Annotated in this window: 17 protein-coding genes and 1 pseudogene; 3 read left to right on the top strand and 15 right to left on the bottom strand. The window is 61.1% G+C overall.

What is annotated here, in order from left to right:
- Positions 1–131, top strand: a pseudogene (locus tag ACFFJK_RS16495) (IS481 family transposase); the annotation flags it as partial.
- Between the two features lie 102 nt (positions 132–233).
- Here ACFFJK_RS16495 and ACFFJK_RS16490 read toward each other — a convergent pair.
- Positions 234–1,466: an Ea47 family protein gene (locus ACFFJK_RS16490; RefSeq protein ID WP_379680557.1), complete on the bottom strand. Its 1,233-nt coding sequence runs from the start codon at positions 1,464–1,466 to the stop codon at positions 234–236.
- 62 nt (positions 1,467–1,528) lie between these two features.
- Positions 1,529–2,197 carry a hypothetical protein gene (locus ACFFJK_RS16485; RefSeq protein WP_379680555.1) on the bottom strand — a complete coding sequence of 223 codons (669 nt, stop codon included), beginning with the start codon at positions 2,195–2,197 and terminating at the stop codon, positions 1,529–1,531.
- A gap of 695 nt (positions 2,198–2,892) precedes the next feature.
- On the opposite strand from ACFFJK_RS16485, the gene ACFFJK_RS16480 reads away from it, so the two are divergent.
- Entirely contained in the window at positions 2,893–3,780 is an 888-nt protein-coding gene (locus ACFFJK_RS16480; RefSeq protein ID WP_379680554.1) for a hypothetical protein, read from the top strand.
- A gap of 136 nt (positions 3,781–3,916) precedes the next feature.
- Here the strand turns inward: ACFFJK_RS16480 and ACFFJK_RS16475 are convergent, their stop codons facing one another.
- The 13 genes from ACFFJK_RS16475 to ACFFJK_RS16415 all read right to left on the bottom strand — a co-directional run bounded on the left by ACFFJK_RS16475 (position 3,917) and on the right by ACFFJK_RS16415 (position 20,167).
- The gene (locus ACFFJK_RS16475; protein WP_379680553.1) at positions 3,917–4,579 is read right to left on the bottom strand and encodes a hypothetical protein; all 663 of its coding nucleotides are present in this window, start codon (positions 4,577–4,579) and stop codon (positions 3,917–3,919) included.
- A gap of 11 nt (positions 4,580–4,590) precedes the next feature.
- Positions 4,591–5,076, bottom strand: coding sequence for a hypothetical protein (locus ACFFJK_RS16470; RefSeq protein ID WP_379680552.1), 486 nt, complete (start codon positions 5,074–5,076; stop codon positions 4,591–4,593).
- A complete protein-coding gene (locus ACFFJK_RS16465) occupies positions 5,073–6,047 on the bottom strand; it encodes a 3D domain-containing protein (RefSeq protein WP_379680551.1) in 975 nt (324 codons plus the stop codon). The genes ACFFJK_RS16470 and ACFFJK_RS16465 overlap by 4 nt, the downstream gene beginning before the upstream one ends.
- 9 nt (positions 6,048–6,056) lie before the next feature.
- Complete coding sequence (locus ACFFJK_RS16460) at positions 6,057–6,608, bottom strand: PAAR domain-containing protein (protein WP_379680550.1); 552 nt, start codon at positions 6,606–6,608, stop codon at positions 6,057–6,059.
- Between the two features lie 225 nt (positions 6,609–6,833).
- Positions 6,834–7,946: an HAF repeat-containing protein gene (locus tag ACFFJK_RS16455; RefSeq protein ID WP_379680549.1), complete on the bottom strand. Its 1,113-nt coding sequence runs from the start codon at positions 7,944–7,946 to the stop codon at positions 6,834–6,836.
- Between the two features lie 272 nt (positions 7,947–8,218).
- The gene (locus ACFFJK_RS16450) at positions 8,219–9,292 is read right to left on the bottom strand and encodes an HAF repeat-containing protein (RefSeq protein WP_379680547.1); all 1,074 of its coding nucleotides are present in this window, start codon (positions 9,290–9,292) and stop codon (positions 8,219–8,221) included.
- 196 nt (positions 9,293–9,488) lie between these two features.
- A complete protein-coding gene (locus ACFFJK_RS16445; RefSeq protein ID WP_379680546.1) occupies positions 9,489–10,646 on the bottom strand; it encodes an HAF repeat-containing protein in 1,158 nt (385 codons plus the stop codon).
- A gap of 557 nt (positions 10,647–11,203) precedes the next feature.
- On the bottom strand, positions 11,204–11,515 hold the full coding sequence (locus ACFFJK_RS16440) for a hypothetical protein (protein ID WP_379680545.1): 312 nt from the start codon (positions 11,513–11,515) through the stop codon (positions 11,204–11,206).
- Entirely contained in the window at positions 11,479–12,498 is a 1,020-nt protein-coding gene (locus ACFFJK_RS16435) for a ribonuclease Z (protein ID WP_379680544.1), read from the bottom strand. The genes ACFFJK_RS16440 and ACFFJK_RS16435 overlap by 37 nt, the downstream gene beginning before the upstream one ends.
- Before the next feature lie 101 nt (positions 12,499–12,599).
- On the bottom strand, positions 12,600–15,548 hold the full coding sequence (locus tag ACFFJK_RS16430; RefSeq protein ID WP_379680543.1) for a TonB-dependent receptor: 2,949 nt from the start codon (positions 15,546–15,548) through the stop codon (positions 12,600–12,602).
- 158 nt (positions 15,549–15,706) lie between these two features.
- Complete coding sequence (locus ACFFJK_RS16425; RefSeq protein WP_379680541.1) at positions 15,707–17,515, bottom strand: glycoside hydrolase family 28 protein; 1,809 nt, start codon at positions 17,513–17,515, stop codon at positions 15,707–15,709.
- Positions 17,516–17,525: 10 nt separating this feature from the next.
- Positions 17,526–18,728 (bottom strand): BT3233 family polysaccharide utilization protein, encoded by a 1,203-nt coding sequence (locus ACFFJK_RS16420; protein ID WP_379680539.1) that lies wholly within the window; start codon positions 18,726–18,728, stop codon positions 17,526–17,528.
- Positions 18,729–18,751: 23 nt separating this feature from the next.
- A complete protein-coding gene (locus ACFFJK_RS16415; RefSeq protein ID WP_379680538.1) occupies positions 18,752–20,167 on the bottom strand; it encodes a glycoside hydrolase family 88/105 protein in 1,416 nt (471 codons plus the stop codon).
- Positions 20,168–20,343: 176 nt separating this feature from the next.
- Between ACFFJK_RS16415 and garD the strand changes: the two genes are divergently transcribed.
- On the top strand, positions 20,344–21,885 hold the full coding sequence (gene garD, locus ACFFJK_RS16410; protein WP_379680536.1) for a galactarate dehydratase: 1,542 nt from the start codon (positions 20,344–20,346) through the stop codon (positions 21,883–21,885).
- The last annotated feature ends 53 nt before the right edge of the window (positions 21,886–21,938 follow it).

Raw genomic sequence — 21,938 nt, 5'->3', positions numbered from 1 at the left:
TGTACAACCACCACATTCCGCAGCGCGCACTCGACGCGAAAACACCCATCCTCGCGCTCAAGGAATGGCAGCAGAAACGACCAGAATTATTCGTTAAACGCGTTTACGATCAAACGGGACTCGACAGCTAGTAAGTAGACGACGACACCTGATAATATTGCGCCAAAGCTGAATGTGGCCAGCTGTTTGAATATCCAGTCAATCTCTAATGGCATTGCTTTCCTATTCTGTATTTATGATTTAGGTCTCACAGACTTCATCGCTTCAATTAGCGGTGCGACAAAGAAGATCCTGCAAACATCGTCGTCATCCTTTTGAGTGCTTGATAAACTCAGCGCAGGCTTTTCGCTTTGATCTGAGCGAACAATATCCCAGTCCACTGCTTTAAGTTTTCCTGTGAAGTCCCCTGCAATCAACTGTAGTTGTTCACCAATTATGGGAAGGTCACGGATAGGTTTGTTTCCAGAATAATCTATCGATCTCACCCAAGATTCGGACACAAAGACGAAGGCAGCAGCTTTCATATATGCTGCACGTCTAGCTATATTGCGGGCAAAAATGAACTTGTCAGCTTGGTCGGCAAACTCGGTAGTTACAAAGTCAATCTGGTTCCAGCTGTCATCGAAAAGGAATAACATTGGCACATGATAGCCGTCATGGCTAAACGTGAAGTATGCCATTTTCGCTGCCTTTTCGACCAACGCATCTAACGATGTTGTCGTTGGCATAGACGCGATCTCATCTTTTAACGCATACAAGCTTGGAGATGGCTGAAAGTTAGCATCACTTTTCACTCGTACAGTCTGAAACTTCCCTATGTTGGGTTTTCCTATCTTTATGTATCGCGCACGTGATACATCGTTTGACATTGGATCAAGTAAAGACGGGTGGGGTATCGAAGCGTCTAGCTTGTCGTTAAGATTCGAAGCTAGCTTCTCGCACACTCGATATTGACTATTGTAGATAAAGGTCAAGGCTGATATCAACTCGTGCTCGGGGAGGCAGTTAGCTACCCAACGTCGTTCAATTTTCAAAACAGTCGCATCAAGTGTTCCTGGTGGCAGCGAGCTTTTAGCTAATTTCGCAATAGCGTTAATGTCGGCTTGCAGAAGAAACGGTCGGGGCGTCTCAATTTCTATGTCCTCATGAGCTAAGTGGGAGTAGATGACCGCAACATCCAAGCGGCTATACATGTCAAGATCACCCTCCTTCTCGATAGTGTTCCTCGCATCCTTAGCCCACTTCATTATCTCATCGTTCCCCCATGCGGTTACGACATGATCTTTGTACCAAGTTTCATATTCCGGTATATCAGCTTTATTCTTCTGGATAATAAACGTAACCGTTCTAGAGGTTTGTAGAAACTGGTTTGTATTCTGCCTGAAAAGGTCGGGTGAGAAATAAGTTTCACCACAATTCTGCAGTAGTCTCGCTAAGTCGCGAAGGCGGCGCTCCCATGGTCGCATTTTACTTCCTTACATGTTAACTTTGAGGAATGCCTGTAGTTGCAAGCAATTATTCTGCACTACTATCGTGTCAGACGATTGAGTTCATTTCCAATGCGGAAGATTGCGATCCCTTGACGATCATATTCATTAATCAAAAAGGTTTTGACCTCTTTAGGGCCATACACTCGGCCTTTGTGCTCAAACGCAACGAAGTCGTAACGGTTCCGTTCGCCCCCGGTTAGGTCAGCTTGAAATCGTGGCTGAACCACTGTCCGATGTTTTGACCGATTCGTCAGGTCTGCCAAATAAATAAATGACGCGTTTCCATTTAGCTCATCTATCAGAGGCGCCAAGCTCAAGTGTGGCGCTGACAATTTGATATCGTGAAAATAACCTTTCCATGACACTCCATTATTCAGCGAGAGCATGATTGCTGACCCAAGAATGTCAGATAACGAATGAAGAGCTTGGACTGCTCCCAGTGCATGTGCAGTAGCTTTGACGGAGATTTCGCTTATTCGAGTTTCATGGAAGCGGAAGATCTCCTTGGCTATCTCAATGGAGCTTCGACCTGAAACCACTTCGTCCTCTAACCGCTCAAACTCTTCGATATGGAATCTGGCATGCTTTAGGCGGAAGAAAATTGACTGTAAAATTTCCCAAAGCTCTAGTTCCTGCTTCTCCCCATAGCGCTGCCCTACATTAGTGCGCAACTCGCGTAAGTCCCAAGTATCGTTAGACACAGTCACTACTTGACCTCCCTATAAAATCTGTTGTTTGTTAGACCTGCGTTGCGAGTACCTACTCGAAGTGTTGAGCAGTCACCCGCTCAGCCCCTACATGGTTGGAGTGCAAGAGCAACGCTCTCCAGTGGATGCTTGTCTATCGGTTACTCGACAGGAGGAGTATAAAAGTTAATGCAGTCGGGAATGTCATAATTTTTGTGAGATATTTTTGAGGCCAAATGCACCGACAGGGAGGTAGGGGGCATCCCCGGGGGCGGGGGCCGACGAGCGAGCTCAACGCCTGCTCAATCGATGCTCAAGTAGAGAACTACGAACCTAGTTGCCTCAAGTGGCACTGCCAGCGTAAACTGTTGATCTGAAAGGGAAAGAGCAGCGGGAGCAAGGTGGCGCAAAGCGCTAACGACGCACTCATAATCCGTTGGTGCCCGGTTCGACTCCGGGAAGGCCTACCAATAAGATCATATACTTACGCTTGATTTGTGAGCTAGAGTAGTTCCGCAAAACGGCGTAAGTTCCGCAAACGTCCGTCGCTGCATCGGCCGCCATATCGTTGGCATGACCGGACTCGCGCCTCCTTCGTTCCTTTGTGCGTCCGAGCATTCAGTCCGCGGTAGTTGCCATTTGCCAATTGTGTGCTTAAATTCGATTAGCATGCTGGTCATGCGCATAGGACGGACAACATTCCAAGGGCAATCCAAATGACGTTTGCAGAGGCTAACAGCGTTACCACGATTATTGAGCGCGTCGCAAGCACGATCATACGCGGCTTAAAATGTTGGAAGGCCAGGCCGGTGACATCTGTTTCCCAGCGGTTCATCGTGTTATTCGAAGCCCATGGGGTACGTCGCAACCAAATCCCGCGCGTCCTTGGGCACGACCTGGCGCTGAGCGATCTCGTGGATGACGCCTCGCTTCTCGCGAAACTGACCGAGCCTGTGCTTGAATCGGCGTGTTCGCTATTCGGGGTACGGCGTGAATGGCTCGACGGGGAGGGGGAGGAGCCTTATGCCCGTCATGTCTTCTATAAGTATCCGGCCGACTTTCAGCAGTTTATTAAGGGATTGAAGGCCGCGCGCCCAAACGCGGAACTGACCGGCTACCTGGTCGTGCCCGAGAAGGGCGTTCCGGGAGACCAGGCGTTTTTGATACTGGCCGAAGCGGTCGCGGCGTCGGGAGATGTGCCGATTTATCGTTACCACGTCTGTGACACTTGGATCTTTGATTATTGGAAGTCCCGCGCTTATCTGACTGCTTGCGTCGCGATCGCCTGGAAGAACGACGTGTATGTCACTGGAAGATACGCGAACAAGCGCGAGCTTTCCATTCTAGCCGGAAGAGGGAGTCTGCCCGCGCCCGTGCTCGAACGGCTTGCGTCGCGCGGGAGGCGCTGGTACGCGGAGGACCTCGCTCTTCGCCCCGATCTTTATTTGCGCGGTCTGGATGCGGAAAGCAACGGATTCGGGGCGGCGTCGGCGCTCCGCCTGTGGCTGGAGCTGGACAACGAGGGATGGATGGACATAGGTATTGCAGGAAACGCGCGCTCCGCATTCGAAGCCGAGCTTGGGACATGCCGAGCCATCGAATAACTGGAGCGTCGTATAGGCTTCTGGAACGTAAAACCTCAGATGAGTTAGTAGGCGAAGGAAAAAAGGCCTGCTAGATATGTGCGCGACGCTCATGGAGTCACGCTAAAGCACTTTATTATCGGAAGCTTACCTATTTCTAAATCGTCAGCGCTTGATCATCGGCGGACCTTGTCTGGTAAACTGCGATCTCGAGTGATTGAAGTAAATCGCCCGGGAAAATCAAGTTATTACCTCGAGTGCCATATTTTTCCCAAAAAATTTCTTCGTCTAGATAGCATTCAAATGCTGCCAGTTCGACAGGCAATGGTGCAAGATATAGCCCTACACCATGCTTAGCTTTAACGAGCGCTCTTAAGTTAACAAGTGGGTCGGCTTGTATTTCGTGTATTGCTCGAAAGTATCCTGTCGGACGTCCACGCTCGTGTATGGCTAAATTATCGGGTTTTATGTCGAAGTATTTTAGAAGGGTATTGCTTCCAAGGCAGAAATAAAGTAAGCGATTGATAAACGAATCACGCACCAAATTAAAGCTTTGCGATATGTTGTCTAGGCGTTCAGCAGTGTAAGAGTTTAGCTGTACATTGATCTGTGATGTACCGAATTGCTTGAGTGAGCGTGCAATAAAGCGTTTTGCTGAGACCGACAGGCGCCTGCCATCCAACTCACGCTCCAAATAGGGAAGCTCACGATCGATGAGGTGGTTAAGAAACGAGTCCCTTTTCATGTGCAGAGTATCGAGTTGGGATTCGAACTCATGAAGAAGCGGAGTGAAAACCTTCAGAGTGACCTTCCGTCGCATTGGTAGCGCTCCTAGTCGTGATCGCTCGACCAATCCGGGCGTTTATCAAGCGGAACATTGGCCTGATCAAAGCTGGCAAGTTCCTTCAAGGTTGTAGCATCGTAGAGAATCTCCCGGCCTGCAAAACGCCTGCCGCCGCAGTCAATGGCAATTTGCTTGCCTCCCGCCCAGAACCAATAATCTCTTATGAAAGGCGTGCATTTAATGGAAATTTGCTTTCCCTTCCGGTAGATAGCGAGCTCTTCTGAGCCTGGTATATCGTCTCCATCTGCCTTCCATGCGTTCAACACGAGCCAAGCTACTGTTTCATTGTCGGGTGCTAGCTTAAGCAAGGCAGCGTTTCCTTTTGTTGTAACTTGCTGGCGTTTGCCTTCCCTAGTTATCAAATGAACGTTGTTCTTCTGGTCAAGATACACTTTTTTAAAAGCTTCAGCATCAGCTTGGACGGTGACGGTGGCAAGCAGGATAAAAAGTATGAGTTGATAGGTGGTTTTCATTTGGCGATTCCTAGATATTTGACGCGCCGTTGTGTGCCATTAATTCCGCCTCTTAGCCACGCTGTAACTACCGCTTTGCCTGAGCCGAGAAAATTATCTATATGGTATAGTTTGATTCCGCCGCCGGAGTCGTCCGCTACACGCTCGCCTAAACCATCGATTTCTACTCTGGCTTTCTTGGGAATTATTTTTCTGTCTACTGCGATCGAATAGTTTTCCTTGAGGTCGGCGTATGTTCCATGGATGCCTTTAGCATATGCGAATATAGCAGCGGATGGGTTTGCTAAACGTACAGGGCTACCTTTAGGGCTTTTCTCCCAGCCTCCAGGCTTATTGGCAAGGCGAATATACTTGCCTTCCGTAGTCGTTCCGGTTCCTTGCATGGCTACCCCAGCAGCCCCATAAAGGAAGTCTTCCTTATGCTTCTCCTTTAGGCCTTTTCCCTCGACCAACTGCCCGGAAAAATCGTTCTCATTGCAAACGTTATAGCCTGTGATGTGGAAGGGTGACTCGAACCATGCTTCCTGCAGCTTTAGACGAAAGTTGTTCATTGTTACGCCAGCAGTTGCAGCACTTAACTCAAGTTCGCCCGGCTCTCGCGTGACCAGAACGAAGGTAATCTCTCCTTGGCTGTTCGTTTTCCCGTTCGAATTGACTTTGTCGACATGTCGATTTGACTTGAGGGAAAATCTTTGTTCAGGCATAGGCTTCCCGTCCGACTTGCGAGTGAGCGTGGCCCTGATCTTGTGGTGGTACAGGACCTTGTTGTCTTCCGTGCGGGAGTTAGTCGTGATGATTGGCAGGGTGTCGCCGAACTCGTTTTTTTCCAAAGCGAGTGTGCAAACGCAGTTGTCGAGAGCCGGCGAAATGTGAACAGTTTTCTCTTCGCTCTGTTCTTGGGGTGTCGTGATCGCTGCTGTCCGAAGCAGCAGGGTTTTACCAGATGGCGATGTAATTGTGTCCGTGGCCATGTTGCGTCTCTACACGAAGATTTCGATTTGCTCGGCAGTTGCGGTCGCCGAGAGTAGATGGGTCCTGCCTTCAGCATCGGAAACGCCATGTTCTATCTCGCCAGATGCTCGACGGATTGCGTACTCGGTGTGAGCAATTGGCCTGCCAGTCTCGGCGTCCTGCAAGATGAACCTGTCGTCGAATTGCGGGGCCGTAGAGCTGGCTTCACTGGAATCTTGGTTACTAGTGGCGATCATTGGCGTAACGGCGGTTTCGCTCTTGCGCTGGGCCGCACCGCGCGCAGCTGAGCCACCGCCACCGTATTCCACAACATCGGTAAATTGGCTCGCGATGAGCACAGCGCCACACGCCGTTTTCATGCCAGCCAGGGCCACGCCCTTGCCGTAGAACGTTGTCGTGAGTGCGCCCTCGACAATCGGGAAGACCCCTTTGCATTTCGGACACTGGACCTTGTGTCCCATGTAAGCGATCGGCTTGCCCATGCAGATGTCGAAGGGTGAGCCTTCGATCACTTTGCCGCCGTGACTGGTCGAGTCCCCCATACGAATAATTTCGGGCATGCGATCCTCATTTGCTATTTATATTTCCTTCAAGAATAGATTGTTGAGAGGAATGGGAAACGGTTTTCCAATGGCGGTTGACATATGTCAAGCATTCTTCGCGACGGCAGGCAGTAGTGTTGGCGACCTTGCTTGCGCTTGAGCGACGGCACGATGAACCCGTTGCCTTGGGGGGCGAATGGCGCGACGCACTACCTTGCCATCGCGCCAGCCGACCTCACTGCTTCACTTCGTCTCACCCCCTGCATCGGCAGCCACTTCCGCCTCATCTTCAGCCTCGATATACGGCGTCCCCAACGCATGCGGACGAATCAGATCCAGCCGCACCGCGTACTCCACGCCGTTGCGCACGCCGCGCGCGGCGATCTGCCCGGCATCGTTGATCGCCACCGGGAAGCTGACGTTCCAGCCCGTGCGGCGGTCGATGAGGGCATTCAGGCTTTCCATCCGCCTGCCGCGATAGATGAAGCTGCCCAGGTGGTTGCTGTCGCCGACGACATGGCCATGGTTGTTGATGGCACGGCCGTTGCTGTACCGGTCCGCGCTGGGCGGGCTCCGGTCGATGTCGATCAGGCGGCCGTTGCTGTACAGGGTGGCCACCCGGTTGTGGAGGCCGGGCACCGACGAAGTGCCGGCGCCCTGGCCGCGATCGTTGATGGCATAACCATAATTCGGCGTGTAGCCGAAGTCGTCCAGCTGGCGCATCACGCCACGGGTCCAGATAAAGGCGTAGTACGGGATTTCCGGAAGGATGAACGTTGCGGACTGGCCGGTGATCTGGTTCCGGTTGTTGAGCGCCTCGGCGTTGGTGATGGCGTTCTCGAACGGCAGCGTGCCGATGTTCCGGTAGCTGCCGTTGGGAGCGCGCAGGTAGGAGAGCAGGCCGTCCCCGCTCGGGAGCCTGCCATGCGCGAGGATATATCCGGCATTGTTGATGTCCACGAAGCTGGTGGTGCGGCCGGGGATGGGATCGGGCAGGCGGAAGCTGCCCCGATAATAGACATAGCCGCGGACCTGGCCGGCGCCGGTCCTGTAGTTGCCGACCACCTCGCCCCTGTCGTTGATGGCTGTCGCCAGGCTGGACGTCGTGCCCGGCAGGATCAGGTTCCGTACACCGTTTCCGTAGTTGACGAAGCTGCGGGAGGTGGTGTCGCTGGTCGGGGTAAAGCCGACGACGGCGCCGGCCTGGTTCATGTCCGTGGGCTGGCTGCCCGCCGGGCCGACGATGGTCACCCGGTATTCGGGGTAGGCGGGGGCGGCGTTGGCCGCACCCAGTGTGAGCGAGAGCAGGAGCAGGGGAATGCGTGAAATGCGTGAACTACGATGGTGTGTTTGCATGACAACCTCCACAAATCGGCGGCAACTGGGCAAGCCGATGGCCGCCCGACGTCAGACGGAGCCCGCCGCCGAGGCTTCTTCCTACAACAACCTCCGACGCGCGCACGTGGCGACAGCGTCTGACACACTCAGACCAAGTCTCACACATTGCGTTCGATCTTTTGTTCCTGTGCTTGCCGTCCCCTGGCTCGCAGCTGCAGCAGGCCGGTCGAGCAGGCCGATCGGTTGGCGCGCGCATGCTCGCCCTCTGCGCGCCAACCGGTTTCACCGCTTCACTGCGTTTCACCCTCCACCATGGCAGCCGAATTCGCCGCATCGTCCGCCTCGATGTGCGGCGCCCCCAGGGCATGCGGACGGATCAGGTCCAGCCGTACCGTGTACGTCACGCCGTTGCGGGTGCCCGATGCCGCGATCTGCCCGGCATCGTTGATCGCCCGCGGGAAGGTGATGTTCCAGCCCGACCTGCGGTCGATCAGCGCGTTCAGGCTCTCCATCCGCCTGCCGCGGTAGACGAATGCGCCGAGCTGGTTGGCGCTGCCGACGGCATGGCCATGGTTGTTGATGGACTGGGCCGTGCTGTACCGGTAGTTGCCTGCCGGGCGCGTGTCGATGAGGGTCGGGCGGCCGTGGGTCCAGATGGTGGCCAGCGCCTCGCGGAAGGTTTCCGTGGACGTGTAGCCGGCGACCTGGCCGCGGTCGTTGATGTCCAGGCCATAGCTGGGCGTGTAGCCGAAGTCGCCCAGCTGGCGCATCACGCCGCGGGTCCAGACAAACGCGTAGAAGGGCGGTTCCGGCGAGATGAACGAGCCGGATTCGCCGGTAACCTGGTTCCGGTTGTTGAGCGCCTCGGCCTGGGTGACCGGGTTCTCGTACGGCAGCGCGCCGAGGTTCCGGTAGCTGCCGTTCGGCGCGCGCAGGTGGTTCGACGTCAGGATATACCCGGCATTGTTGATGTCCACGAAGCGGGTAGCTTGCCCGCCGACACCGGCGATCTGGCGGAAGCTGCCCCGGTGATACACATAGCCGCGCAGCTGGCCGCTCCTGGTCGTCCAGTTGCCGAGCACCTCGCCCCTGTCGTTGATGGCCACCGCCTGGTTCGAGGTGCCGCCCAGCAGGCCCAGGTCGACGGCGCCCCGGCCGTAGTTGACGAAGCTGCGGTAGGTGTCAATGCCGGTCGAGGTGATGCCGACGACGGCGCCGGCCTGGTTCATGTCGGTAGGCTGGCTGCCTGCCGGACCGACGATCGTCACCCGGTACTCGGCGTAGTTCGGGGCCGCATGGGCCAAGCCCAGCGTGAGCGACAGCAGGAACAGGGGAATGTGTGAAATACACTTGCGCGCTTGCATGACAACCTCCACAAATGGATGGCGACCGGGCAAGGCGATGGCTGCCGGTCGGCGGATTGCGCCCGCCATCAGGGCTTGTTTCGTACGACACCAGGCACGTGCGTCCCCGGCAACGGCGCCTGGCCTACTCAGACGCGGTATCGCGCCTTGCGTTCGGGCTTTCGGCCTTTCGGCGTTGCCGGGATTGCTCACCGCATCATTCCTGCGGTACCGGCTGCACCACCTCGCGTTCCTGCGCCTCGGCTTCCGCTGCCGCTGGCGCCGCCTGCCCGGCGAGCGCGGCATCTTCGTCGTCCGTCTCCAGCAGCGGCGCCGACAGCATGCTTGGGCGGATCAGGTCCAGCCGCACCGCGTACTGTACGCCCCTGCGGTAGGCCGTGGCCGCGATCTGGCCGGCATCGTTGATGGCGGCAGGGCGCCAGATGTCCCAGCCCAGCTTCGGGTCGATCAGCGCATTCAGGCTCTGCATCCGCCTGCCGCGGTAGATGAAGCCCGACAGGTGGTCGCTGGCACCCACGATATGGCCGTGGTTGTTGATGCCGAGACCCGTGCTGGAACGCTCCACGGTGTCGGGGCGCCCGTCGATGTTGACGAGGCGGCCGTTGTGGTACAGGAAGGCCACCCGGTTGCGAAAGCCCGTCGGCAGCGACATATAGCCGGTGATCTGGCCCCGGTCGTTGATGGCCAGCCCGCCGTTGGGCGTGAAGCCCAGGTCGCCGAGGTCGCGCATCACGCCCCTGCTCCAGACGAAGGCGCGCAGCGGCTGGTCCGGAAAGACCAGCGGGCCGGATTCGCCGGTGACCTGATTGCGATTGTTGAGCGCCAGGGCATGGTTCAGCGTCGGCTCGTCGAAGCGCAGGTTGCCGATGTCGGTGAACCTGCCCTTCGGGTCGCGCAGGAAGCTGCGCGACCCGTCGATGCTCAGCGCATCGCCGATCGCCGTGGCGTAGCCGTGGTTGTTGATGTCGGTGTACCGGGTATGCCTGCCGGGAATCACGCCGATGTCGCGCTGCTTGCCGGCGTAATGGATGAAGCCGCGCTGCTGGCCGGCCCTGGTGGTCCAGTGGCCGAGCACCTCGCCCTTGTCGTTGATGGCCACGGCCTCGCTGGCCCTGCCGCCCAGCGCGCCCAGGTCCACCAGGCCCTTGCCCCGGTTCAGGAAGCCACGCTGGCCGGCCCGGGACGGATAGATGCCGACCACCACGCCGGCCTTGTTGATATCGACGGCCGTGCTGTTGGCAGGGCCCATCACCGTTACCCGGTATTCGGCGTAGGGCGCGGCCGCCGCGGCCGCCGACATGGTGAACGACAGCAAGAGTAAGGAAAGACGCGAAACATGATCAAGCGCTTGCATGACACTCTCCACAAGACAGAAGCAGAAGACGGTTGGGCACGACGATGGCATCCCACCACCAGACAGACCCGCCACCACGGACTTTCCCTTGTACAGCGCGACAACACCTGCGAACACGGCGGCGGCAGGACGGCCCTGCAGGCCGCCGTCTGACGGCGTGCTTGTTCATTGCGCCTCGGCTTCGGTATCGGCGCCGGCCTGGCGGTAGATCGGGTCCGGCCGCACCGCGAAGCCGCATGCTGGGTTTTGCCGCATTGGCAGCGCAGAACGCCGATGTCATCAGGACAAGGGCTGAACTTTTTCGCATCCACATGGCAATCTCCTTGATGAAAAGGCTTGCGCCGGTGAGCGCGAGCCCATCGATCAAGGTACGCCGTCGATGCCCCGCTGGTTTGGCACCGCACAATGCAGATTGGGTGAAGCGGGCAGCGCATGCCGATTCGATCAGCATGCGGGCCGAATGTCAGGGCGGAAAGCGCGCCCGCGCGAGGGAGGTTCGGACGGTTGGCAATATCCTTGCTGCCGCCATCGTCGGCGGGTTCAGGTCCGCCGGCAAGCTATTGGCTTCGGCCGGCCTTGCGGCTCCTCAGCCAATCCCGCCCACCCGCATCCAGCGCCTTGGCGATCACCTCCGGCGGCAGGCTGTACACCGTCGCCCAAGTGGCGCGCCCGTCCGCGCTATTGGACGGAAAACTCACGGTCTCGATCGGCCAGTGGTACTTGCGCTTGAGCGCGCGGATGATGGCGGCCAGCGTGATGCGTCCGCGCATCGGCTCGGCGCCGGCCTGGTCTTCGTTGGAGAGCAGCACGGCCAGCACCGCGCCGCGCGCGGTCATGGGGCCGGGGAAGAGGGGGGATCGTTTTGCCATGGCCCGATTGTAGCCGGACGCGACTGGATGAGACGCAGCTTGCCTTCGCGGTCGAGCTGGTGGACGTCGAAATCGCGCGCCAGCACCAGGTTGCCTTCGTACTGCCCACGCGCTTCCCGGGCGATGTCGTCCAGGGTCAGCCCATTGCCGCGGTCCAGGTAGCGCGGGCTGAAATGCGTCAGCACCAGGTTCGGCACCCCCGCATCCTGCGCCACGCGCGCCACCATGGCCGCCGAGCTGTGCTGCGGCCCCGGCCCCACCTTCTGCAGGATTGCTTCCGTATAGGTCGCTTCATGCACCAGCACGTCAGCGGTCGCCGCCTCCGCGCCCAGCAGTTCCGGCGTGTCGTTGTCGCCGGCGATGACCACCTTGCGCGCGCGGCGCGGCGGCAGCAGGAAGGATTCGGCCAGCACCACCGTCCCATCCGGCAGCACGGCATCGCGCCCCTGCTGCAGTTCGCGCCAGGCCGGCCCGGAAGGCAGGCCGCTGGCGCGCAGCTTGCCGATGTCCAGCTTGCGCTCGACCGCCGCCTCCGTGAAGCTGTAGGCGTAGGATTCGATGCGGTGCGAGAGCGCCGTCGCGTGCACGGTAAAGTCCGGCAGCACCTGCGTCTGCGCCAGCCGCTCCAGTGGCACCCATTCGATCGGGTAGGGCAACTCGAGCTGGGTCGCCTCCATGATGCATTCGATCATGCCGCGCAGCGGCGCCGGGCCGACGATGGCCATGGGTTCGGTGCGGTTGAGCATGCCCGCGCTGGCCAGCAGGCCCGGCAGGCCGTAGCAGTGGTCCCCGTGCAGGTGGGTGATGAAGATGGCGCGCAGCGACATCGGCGAGAGCCGGGTACGCAGGATGCGGTGCTGGGTGCCTTCGGCGCAGTCGACCAGCGCCCAGTGCCGCGCGCCTTGCGTGCGGATCGCGGTGGCGGACATGTTGCGCGAGCGGGTGGGGACGCCGGACGAGGTGCCGAGAAAGTGGATCTCCATGGGTGTGCTGTCGCAGTCGAGGTGGGACCATTATCCCCAAAAAAGAAAAAAGCCCGCGCGAACGCGGGCTGAAGACCACAGGAGAGTAGAACAGGAAAAGATCAGAACTTGTAGCGCAGGCCGGCCAGGAACTCGCGGCCGGTGACGTTGTTCACCACCACGCTGTTGCGCGCGCGGCTGATGAACTGGTCGCTGGCTTCGTTGGTCAGGTTGATGCCTTCCAGGGTGAACTCCAGCTGGTCGCTCCACTTGTACGAGATCGACAGGTCGACGTTGAAGGTTTCGTTCTTGCCTTCGACGTCGTTGTTGTTCTGGCCCGGCACGCGGGTCAGGAAGGACGAGCGCTTGGCGCCCGAGACACGCGCGCTGAACTTGCCGTCGTCGTAGTACAGGGTGGCGTTCCACGACTTGGGCGACAGGTTCAGCAGGTCGTCGACGATGCGGTCGGTGCTGGTCGGCGAGATCGCGTATTCGATCTTCGAGCTTACCTTGGTGTAGTTCAGCACCGTGCCGAAGTTCTTGCCCCAGCCCGGCAGGAAGGTGAACGGCTGCTGGTAGTTCAGCTCGAAGCCCTTCAGCTTGCCGCCGTCGGTGTTGATCGGCGCCGTCACCGCGAAGATTTCCTCGCCGTTGAAGTTCGACGGCAGCAGCGACAGCGGCAGGCCGGTGTCGCGGAACGCCACGTTGTTGCGCAGGCTCTGGATGTAGGTGTCGATGTTCTTCTGGAACAGGCCCAGGCCCACGAAGGCGTTCTTGCCGAAGTAGTACTCGAAGCTGGAGTCGAAGGTCTTGGCGCGGAACGGCTTGAGCAGCGGGTTGCCGGTGTTGATCGTCAGCGTGCCGGTGGTGGCGATGGTGCCGCCCGGCGACAGGAAGCCCAGCTGCGGACGGGTCATCACCTTGGCCGCGCCGAAGCGGACGATGAAGTCGCGGGTCAGGTTGGCCGCGACGTTAAACGAGGGCAGGGTGTCCTTGTACTCGTGGTTCACCTTGACGGCGGTGCCGCCGCCGGCGGCCTGGTAGCCGATCGCTTCCAGCTCGGTCTTCACGTGGCGCACGCCGAAGTTGCCGCGCACCGGGATGTCCCACAGGTCGACCTTGAATTCGCCCATCAGGTAGAAGCCGGTGTCGCGCTCGGTGACGGTGCGGTTGTTGCCGCGCGCGTTGCCGTTGGTGATCGAGCTGAGGGTGAAGTCGCCCGGGCCGCCGGCGGGGCCGGCCTTGATGCAGTTGCAGTAGATGTCGTAGGCGCTGGCGATGGCGCCCAGGTTCGGGATCACCCAGCCGGTCACGTTACCGGCCGGCATATCGAGGCCCTTGCCGAAGCCGGTGATGGTGCTGGTCAGGTTGCTGCCAGCCGGCGGGGCGAAGATCGTGTCGCTCTGGTTGATGCGGCGGAACTCGTAGGTGTCCGACTCGTACTTCTTCTTGTTCAAGCCACCCTTGAAGGTGAGGTTGTCGCTGGCTTCCCAGGCCAGGTCGAACTGGCCGACGTCGTTGATGTTGGTCGCGCCTTGCGGACGGATGCGGATCTCGCTGGTGGTGGTGTTCGGCACCGTGGTCGGCTGGGCGCCGCTGGCCACCTGGGGCACGCCGATGATGCCGAGCGCGCCGTTGCTGGCCATCGGGTCGAACGGGTAGCCGATGATCGCCATGCGGTCGTTCTGGCGGAAGTCCAGGGTGTAGCCGTTGACGTTCAGGGCGTCGAGCGTGACGGTGGTCTGGACCGGGTTGCGGAACTTGGAATGGGCGCGGCCCACCTTGGCGCTCATGCTCCAGGTGTCGCTGATCTTGTGTTCCAGCGTCAGGGTCGGCTGGGTGAAGGTGGTGTTCAGTTCGTCGAAGCGCGATTCCGAGCGCACGTCCACGCCGTTGTAGCGGCCGTACAGCAGCGCCCCGTTCGGCGCGTACTGCGCCTCGAGCACGCTGATCTGCGGCTTGCCGCCCTGCGTGGCGCTGCGGCTGAACGAGATCGCTTCCAGGTAGTCTTCCTGGCGGGTCGCGTCCAGCTTCGAGTACAGCATGTCGAAGGTGAGCAGGGTGCCGCGCTGCGGGCGCCATTGCACCGAGGCGGTCAGGCCCAGGCGGTCCTGGTCATGGGTCAGGCGGCCATAGCGCGGCAGGCGCGGATGGAAGTTGGCCGGGTTGCTGGCCGCGTTGTAGGCGGCGACGTTCTCCGGGGTGTTCGGCAGGCGCGCCACGCCTTGCGCGGCCGGGCCGCAGGTGGTGGCGGTGGAGGTGGACGGGTTGGCGGCCATGCCTTGCGGCGCGCACCAGCCGCCCGACGAGGGGCCGTTATCCCAGCGCACCGTGCTGAAGCCGTCTTCCAGCACGCGGCGCTTCGAGAACGCGCCCGAGATCAAGACGCCCAGGGTGCGGTCCATGAAGGTGTTCGACAGCATGAAGGCCACGCGCGGGTCGATCTTTTCCGAGCCGTCGTTGTACTTGCCCTTGGCCGCGATGGTGGCGTTGAAGCCTTTCAGGTCGAACGGACGCAGGGTCTGCAGGTCGACGGTGGCGCCGAGCGAGCCTTCGTCGACGTCGGCCGAGGAGCTCTTGCGCACCGTGAGGGAGCTGAACAGCTCGGAGGCGAACACGTTGAAGTCGAAGCCGCGGCCGCGGTTGGTGCCGCCCGAGCTGTCGGTGCCGCCGGTGGTGGCCAGGCCTTCGATGCCGTTGATGCGCACCCGCGTAAAATCCTGGCCCAGGCCGCGCACCGTGATGTTGCGGCCTTCGCCGGCGTCGCGGTCGATCACCACGCCCGGCACGCGCTGCAGCGATTCGGCCAGGTTCGTGTCCGGGAACTTGCCCATGTCTTCGGACTTGATGACATCGACGATGCCGTTGTCTTCGCGCTTGGCGTTCAGCGCGCTCTCGAGCGAGGCGCGCAGGCCGGTCACCTGGACCGTCTGGATCTGCTGCGTTTCGGCCGGCGGCTGGGCCCCGGCCTGGGCATATGCCATGCCGATCGACAGGGCGGACACCGATGCGGTGCCGAGCAGGCATTTGGTGAGTTGACGTAAGGCGGCACGTTGCGTGTGTTGGTTCATGCTGTCTCCATGCGTTTTTATCCAGCGGCTGTTATAGGTGGACCTAGTTGAACTGGTCAGGCCGGTGCTGGAATTCTACGTCAATACGCATGGTTTTGGTCAGGCCAATTCAAATTAATCATTGAACTGGTCTGACCTCCGCCAAATGTGAGATTGCTTCAGGACAGCTTGGTGGTGTACTGCTTGCCGCCGATGGTGACGTTGTCGAGGGTGATGTCGGTGGCGTTGTGCATGAACCAGGGCTCGGCGGCGTTCTTCGGCGTGCCGAAGTCCGAGTCGCTGATGCGCACGCGGGTGATCGGCGGGATCCGGGTGCCGGCCGGGCCGTTGAAGCTCGACGCCACGGGGCCGAGCAGCACGAAGGCCTGGTAGCACGAGAACTTGCCCGAGCCGGTATCGACATTGCCGGTGCGGATGCCGCGGATGTCGATGTCCGAGACCTGCGGCGGACGGGTGCGCACCGCGTCGTCGCCCGGCACGTAGTCGCAGTCGATGGTGATGATCGCACCCGCGGTCGAGGCCACCGGCTTGGTGATTTCCGCAGTTGTCCCCACCTTCGCCGGCAGCGGCTTGTACATCATCGGTTCGATCCGCACGCCGTTCGGGATGGTCACGTCGCGCACGTACAGGTGGCGCAGGAAGCCGCCCCGGTTCATGTTGGTCTTGAGGCGGATCGCCGTGTTCAGCGGCTTCTTGGCCCAGTGCATGTTACGGAACTCGAGCTGCTGCGCGTAGACGTGCTCGATGCCGCCGGCCATCTCGCTGCCGAGGGTCACGCCGCCGTGGCCGCTGTGCATGATGCAGCGCTGGATCACGATGTTGCGGGTCGGGCCGTGCTGCGTGTCGAGGTTCTTGCCGGCCTTGATCGCGATGCAGTCGTCGCCGTTGTTGAAGGTGCAGTCCTCCACCAGCACGCCGTCGCAGGCTTCGGGGTCGAAGCCGTCGCTGTTCGGGCCCAGGCTTTCCATGTTCACGCCGCGCATGTGCAGGTCGCGGCAGTTCACCGGATGGTGCAGCCAGAACGGGGCGGCATTCACCTGGTAGCCCTGCAGCAGCACCTTGTTGCAGCCGATGAATTCGATCATGCAGGGACGCAGGTAGTGGCCGTGGCCGAACACGCGGCGCGCCACCGGCACGCCGGCTTCCGACAGCGCCGGCAGGTAGCGCGAATCGGTTTGCCAGCCTTCGCCCTGGATCAGGGCGCGCTGCGCAGCCGGCAGGTTCGGGGCGACCTTGTCGATCGGCGCGTTGCGCGGATTCGGTGCGATCTCGGTGCGGGTGCGTCCCGGCGTGCCGCGGCCTTTCCAGTCCCACCAGCATTCGTCCGGCTTGTTCTCGAAGGGCACGCCGCCCTGGCCGTTGAGGATGCTGGTCCAGTCGGCGCCGGTCAGGGCGATGTTGGTCTGGTTGTGTGCATAGACCATCGGCGAATAGTTCAGGACGTCGTTGCCCTGCCAGCGCGAGAGGGTCAGCTTGCCGTTGGGGCCGCAATCGAATTCGCCGTGGCGCGCATAGTGGTCCGGGTTGGTCGAGAAATGCACGCGCGCGCCGCTGGCCAGGTGCACGTGCACGTTCGAACGCAGCACGATCGGGCCGGCGCAGTACCAGTCGCCGGCGGGAATCACGACGCGCCCGCCGCCCTTGGCGTGGCAGGCCGCGATGGCGGCGGTGATGGCAGGGTAGCAATCGGTGGAACCCGGCGCCGGCGTGCGCACGGTTCCTTCGACCAGCGAGGCGACCTGGGCCTTCACCTCGACCATGTTGCTGGGACGGGCGCCGTAGGCGGTGATCGGAAAGTCCTCTTCGCGAAAGCGCAGCGGGGTGGCGAAGCGCGCGACGATGTCGGCGGCGCGGCGCCACGGGTCGCCGCTGGCGGGCGTGGCGCAACCCGTGCCGGCCAGCAGCAGGCTGGCGGCGGGAACGGTGCGCAACAGGGCGCGGCGGCGTGGCTGGAAGTGCATGCTCATCGTATCGTTCTCACTGCTTGCGTGCGAGGGTCACCCGCACCGGGTTGGCGGCACGCGCCGCGGTATCCTGCGCCAGGCGCTGCCATTGGGCGAGCGAGGTGATCTCGCCGGCGCGGCTCCAGGCGCCGCCGGCATAGTAGCGCACCGGCTTGCCGCTGCTGGCCTTGGCCAGGATCAGTTCGTTCAGGTTGTCCTGGGTGAAGCCTTCCGCGCCCGGCAGCACCACCGCGATGCCCATCGCGCCGTTGGTCTTCTGCTCGATCCACTGCAGCAGCACCGGGCCTTCGCGCTTGACCGTGATGACCGGGTCCTGGCCCTTGTCGCTCGGGTTCTTGTTCAGGCCCACCGCCACGGTGATCGGCTCGTTGCCTTCGTACTGGAAGGTGGAGTCGATGCGGTCCAGGTAGTGGCCGGCGTCCACGGTGAAGCGCTTGATCTCGCTGACCGGCTTGCCGGCCGCGTCCCAGGCGGCGTAGTGCAGCTCGAAGACGGCGCGCACCGGGCCGTTGGCCAGCACCTTCCACGAGGCGTAGTTCACGCTCGTGTACAGCTGCTTGCCGTCCCACACGCCGGTGCCGCCGGCGCCGCGCGACTTGCCGACCTGGTACATGTCCATGCCTTCACCCTGGTCCGTGTGGTAGTGGTCATGGCCCTTGTTGTACCAGCGGTCGACGATCGGATACGGTACCCGCTTGAACCACAGGTCCAGGCCGCTCGTCACCAGCACTTCCTTGGTCACGCCCGGCGGCGCCGGCGCCGCCAGGGCCGGGCCATAGGTGCGGTGCGCAACCTTGTCGTTCTCCCACGCGAAGTCGTCCAGGCGTTCCTGCACGTAGCGGGCGTAGGCCTTGGTCGGGAACACGGGCGCGACGGTGTCGATCTTCTCGACCGTGAAGCTGGCGCTCTTCTCGCCCGGCGCGAAGCTGTGCTGGAACAGCAGTTCGCCGTAGGCGATGCCCTCGTTCTTCGGGTCCTTGGCCAGCGGCGCGACGTTGGTCACCTGGAAGGGCAGCACGCGGCCCTTGGCGTCCTTGACGGCGATCTTCTGGATCAGGGCGCCCGGCAGGGCGGCATTGACGTCGCGCCACGGGATCGAGATCGTCTCGGACGGGCGGGCGATGGACAGGTCGTGCTGGACGGTCACTGCCAGTTTTTCGGCGGCGTAGGCATTCAGCGATGCAGCCAACGCCGCGGCTAGGATCAATCGTTTCATGGGTTCGCTCGGTGATGGACGCATCATTGCTGATGCTTGTTGTAGTCGGTCTTGACCCCTTTGGGCACGTAATGATACGTGCGAACCTTGTGCTGGATCTCGAAAGCCGGATTGTTCAACAGCTTGATGATCTCGGCACCGGCGAGCAGCATCGGGCCGTAACCGTGCAGCGCGTGCACGCTGGTAGGGCGGTTGTAGTAATAGACCATGTCGCTGGCCAGGGTGGTACCGACGCAGGTGCCTTCCACTTCACCCTTGGCGGTGATGCGGGTCGACAGGCCCACCCAGCCGGCCTGCGCGATCGAGCCGTAGGTCGTCGGGCTGATCCAGCCCTGGTTCACGGCGTGCGCGATCACATAGGTGAACATGGCGCTGGCCGAGGTCTCGAGGTAGGAGTCGTTCCGGTCCAGCATCTGGTGCCACAGGCCGGTGCCCGACTGCAGCTCGGCGATGCCCTTGATCGAGGCGCGCAGCTGGTTCAATACCGGCTCGTAGCCCGGGTGGTCCTTCGGCAGCACGTCGAGCAGGTCGGACATGGCCAGCACCGCCCAGCCGTTGGCGCGCGCCCAGTAGAAGCGTGGAGCGTCCGGGTGATTCGCGTGCCAGCCGTGGGTGTACAGGCCGTTCTGCGTGTTGAACAGGCGCTTGCTCATGCCCATGACATTATTGACGGCATCGTCGAAGTGCTTGCGGTCGCCCGTCAGGCGGCCCATCTCGGCCAGCAAGGGGATGCTCATGTACATGTCGTCGCCCCACAGCGACACTTCCTGCGGGCGCTTGCGCGCCATGGTGCCGTCCTCGAGGCGGAACTGCTTGTTGATCACCCAGTCACTGCAGGTGTCGATCATGGGCTTCAGGTCCGGGCCGACTTTGGCCAGGCGCGCGCGGATCAGGGCGGCGCACATCGAGCCGGAATCGTCCAGCGAATGCGGATCGAGGAAGCGCGCAAAGCTGTTGGCCCGATCGAGGCGGAACTTCTGTTCCTGGGCGCGGAAGTAGGGAAGGGTCTGGGAGAAGAACTGGAAGTGGCGCTGGCTCATCGCCGTGAAGCCCTTGTCGCCGGTCGCTTCGGCCGCCTTCAGGAGACCCGAGTGGACCACGCCCATTTCATACACCTGGATGCCGTAGTCGCCCTTGCTCGGCTCGAAGATCGCGTCGGCGTTCGGCGTCTTCAGGTCGGTGATCTGGTCGCCGGTTTTCTTGCTGATGATGCGGGTCGGCGTGGCGCTGTCCATGTAGGCGCGGATCGACTTGAGCTGGCTTGTTACTTCCGCCACGACCGGTTTCTTGTACGGGACCGGGTAGGTGCCTTCGGAATGGTCGTTCAGGTTCTTGTTGTCGGTATTGCGGTAGTGGCCGCCCTGTGCAAGGGCGGTGCCGCAGGCGAGGGTGCAGCCTAAAACGACAGCAATCGAGGCTGCCAGCATGGTCGTCTTCATATGTCTCCGGTGGCGTAATTGTTGGACTGATTCGTCTAACTGCTCTTTTACTACATATTCACAACGTATTGGTCAGGCCATTCTAATTTGGTCAGACCAAAATCGCAAGGTGGACTAGCCACCGCAAGAAATTGTATGGCATACTGAAAAAGAACCTACCAACAAGGCACCACACCATGAACCAGCAAGTTCCGCGCACCATTCGCATGCAAGCCAGCGACAACGTCGCGATCGTCGTCAACGACGGCGGACTGCCTGCGGGCACCGTCTTTCCGGACGGCATGGCGCTGCTCGAAGGCGTCCCGCAGGGCCACAAGGTGGCCCTGGTGGACCTGGCCGACGGCGATCCCGTCATCCGCTACGGCGTGACGATCGGCTACGCCAACGGCGCCATCCCGCGCGGCAGCTGGGTGTCGGAGCGCGTGCTGCGCATGCCGGCCGCCCGCTCGCTCGACGACCTGCCCGTCGGCACCCGCGCGGTGACGGATTACGCGCCGCTCGAAGGCTATACCTTCGAAGGCTACCGCAACAAGGACGGCTCGGTCGGCACCCGCAACATCATGGCCATCACCAGCACCGTGCAGTGCGTCTCGGGCGTGATCGACTACGCGGTCAAGCGCATCAAGGAAGAGCTGCTGCCGCGCTACCCGAACGTCGAGGACGTGGTCGCGCTCGAGCACGTGTACGGTTGCGGCGTGGCGATCGAAGCGCCCGGCGCCGACATCCCGATCCGCACCATCCGCAACCTCTCCAGGAACCCGAATTTCGGCGACAGCGTCATGGTCGTCAGCCTGGGCTGCGAAAAGCTGCCGCCGGCGCGCCTGTTCCCTGCCGGCGCCATCCCGATCGGCAACGGCGAACCGTCCGTCGTCACCCTGCAGGACCAGCAGCACGTCGGCTTCATGTCGATGATCGACAACCTCATGCAGACTGCCGAGCGGCACCTGCAGGAACTGAATGCTCGCCAGCGCGTCACCTGCCCGGCGTCCGACCTCGTGGTCGGCGTGCAGTGCGGCGGCAGCGACGCCTTCTCGGGCGTCACCGCCAACCCGGCCGTGGGCTTCGCCACCGACCTCCTGGTGCGCGCCGGCGCCGCCGTGATGTTCTCGGAAGTGACCGAAGTGCGCGACGGCATCGACCAGCTGACGTCCCGCGCCGCCACCCCGGAGATCGCCGAGGCGATGGTGCGCGAGATGCAGTGGTACGACGATTACCTGGTGCGCGGCGGCGTGGACCGCAGCGCCAACACCACGCCCGGCAACAAGAAGGGCGGCCTGTCGAATATCGTCGAAAAGGCGATGGGCTCGATCGTCAAGTCGGGCAGCACGGCCATCACCGGCGTGCTCTCGCCGGGCGAGAAGCTGCAGCAGAAAGGCCTGATCTACGCCGCCACCCCGGCCAGCGACTTCATCTGCGGCACGCTGCAGATGGCCGCCGGGATGAACGTGCACATCTTTACCACCGGCCGCGGCACGCCGTACGGCCTGGCCGCCGTCCCGGTGATCAAGGTGGCCACGCGCAACGACCTGGCCCAGCGCTGGCACGACCTGATGGACGTGAACGCGGGCCGCATCGCCAGCGGCGAAGCGACGATCGAAGACGTGGGCTGGGAACTGTTCCGCCTGATCCTCGACGTGGCCAGCGGCCGCAAGACCTGGGCCGAGCACTGGAAGCTGCATAATGCGCTGGCGCTGTTCAATCCGGCGCCGGTGACCTGAACGAATTTAACGTAGGGTGGTCGGCTCTGCCGACCGCGCGTACAAGGTATCGG

Source organism: Massilia consociata, from assembly GCF_042432755.1.
GTDB lineage: Bacteria > Pseudomonadota > Gammaproteobacteria > Burkholderiales > Burkholderiaceae_D > Telluria > Telluria consociata.
The sequence above is the reverse complement of the archived record's forward strand: the minus strand, read 5'-3'. Positions and strand labels throughout refer to the sequence as shown.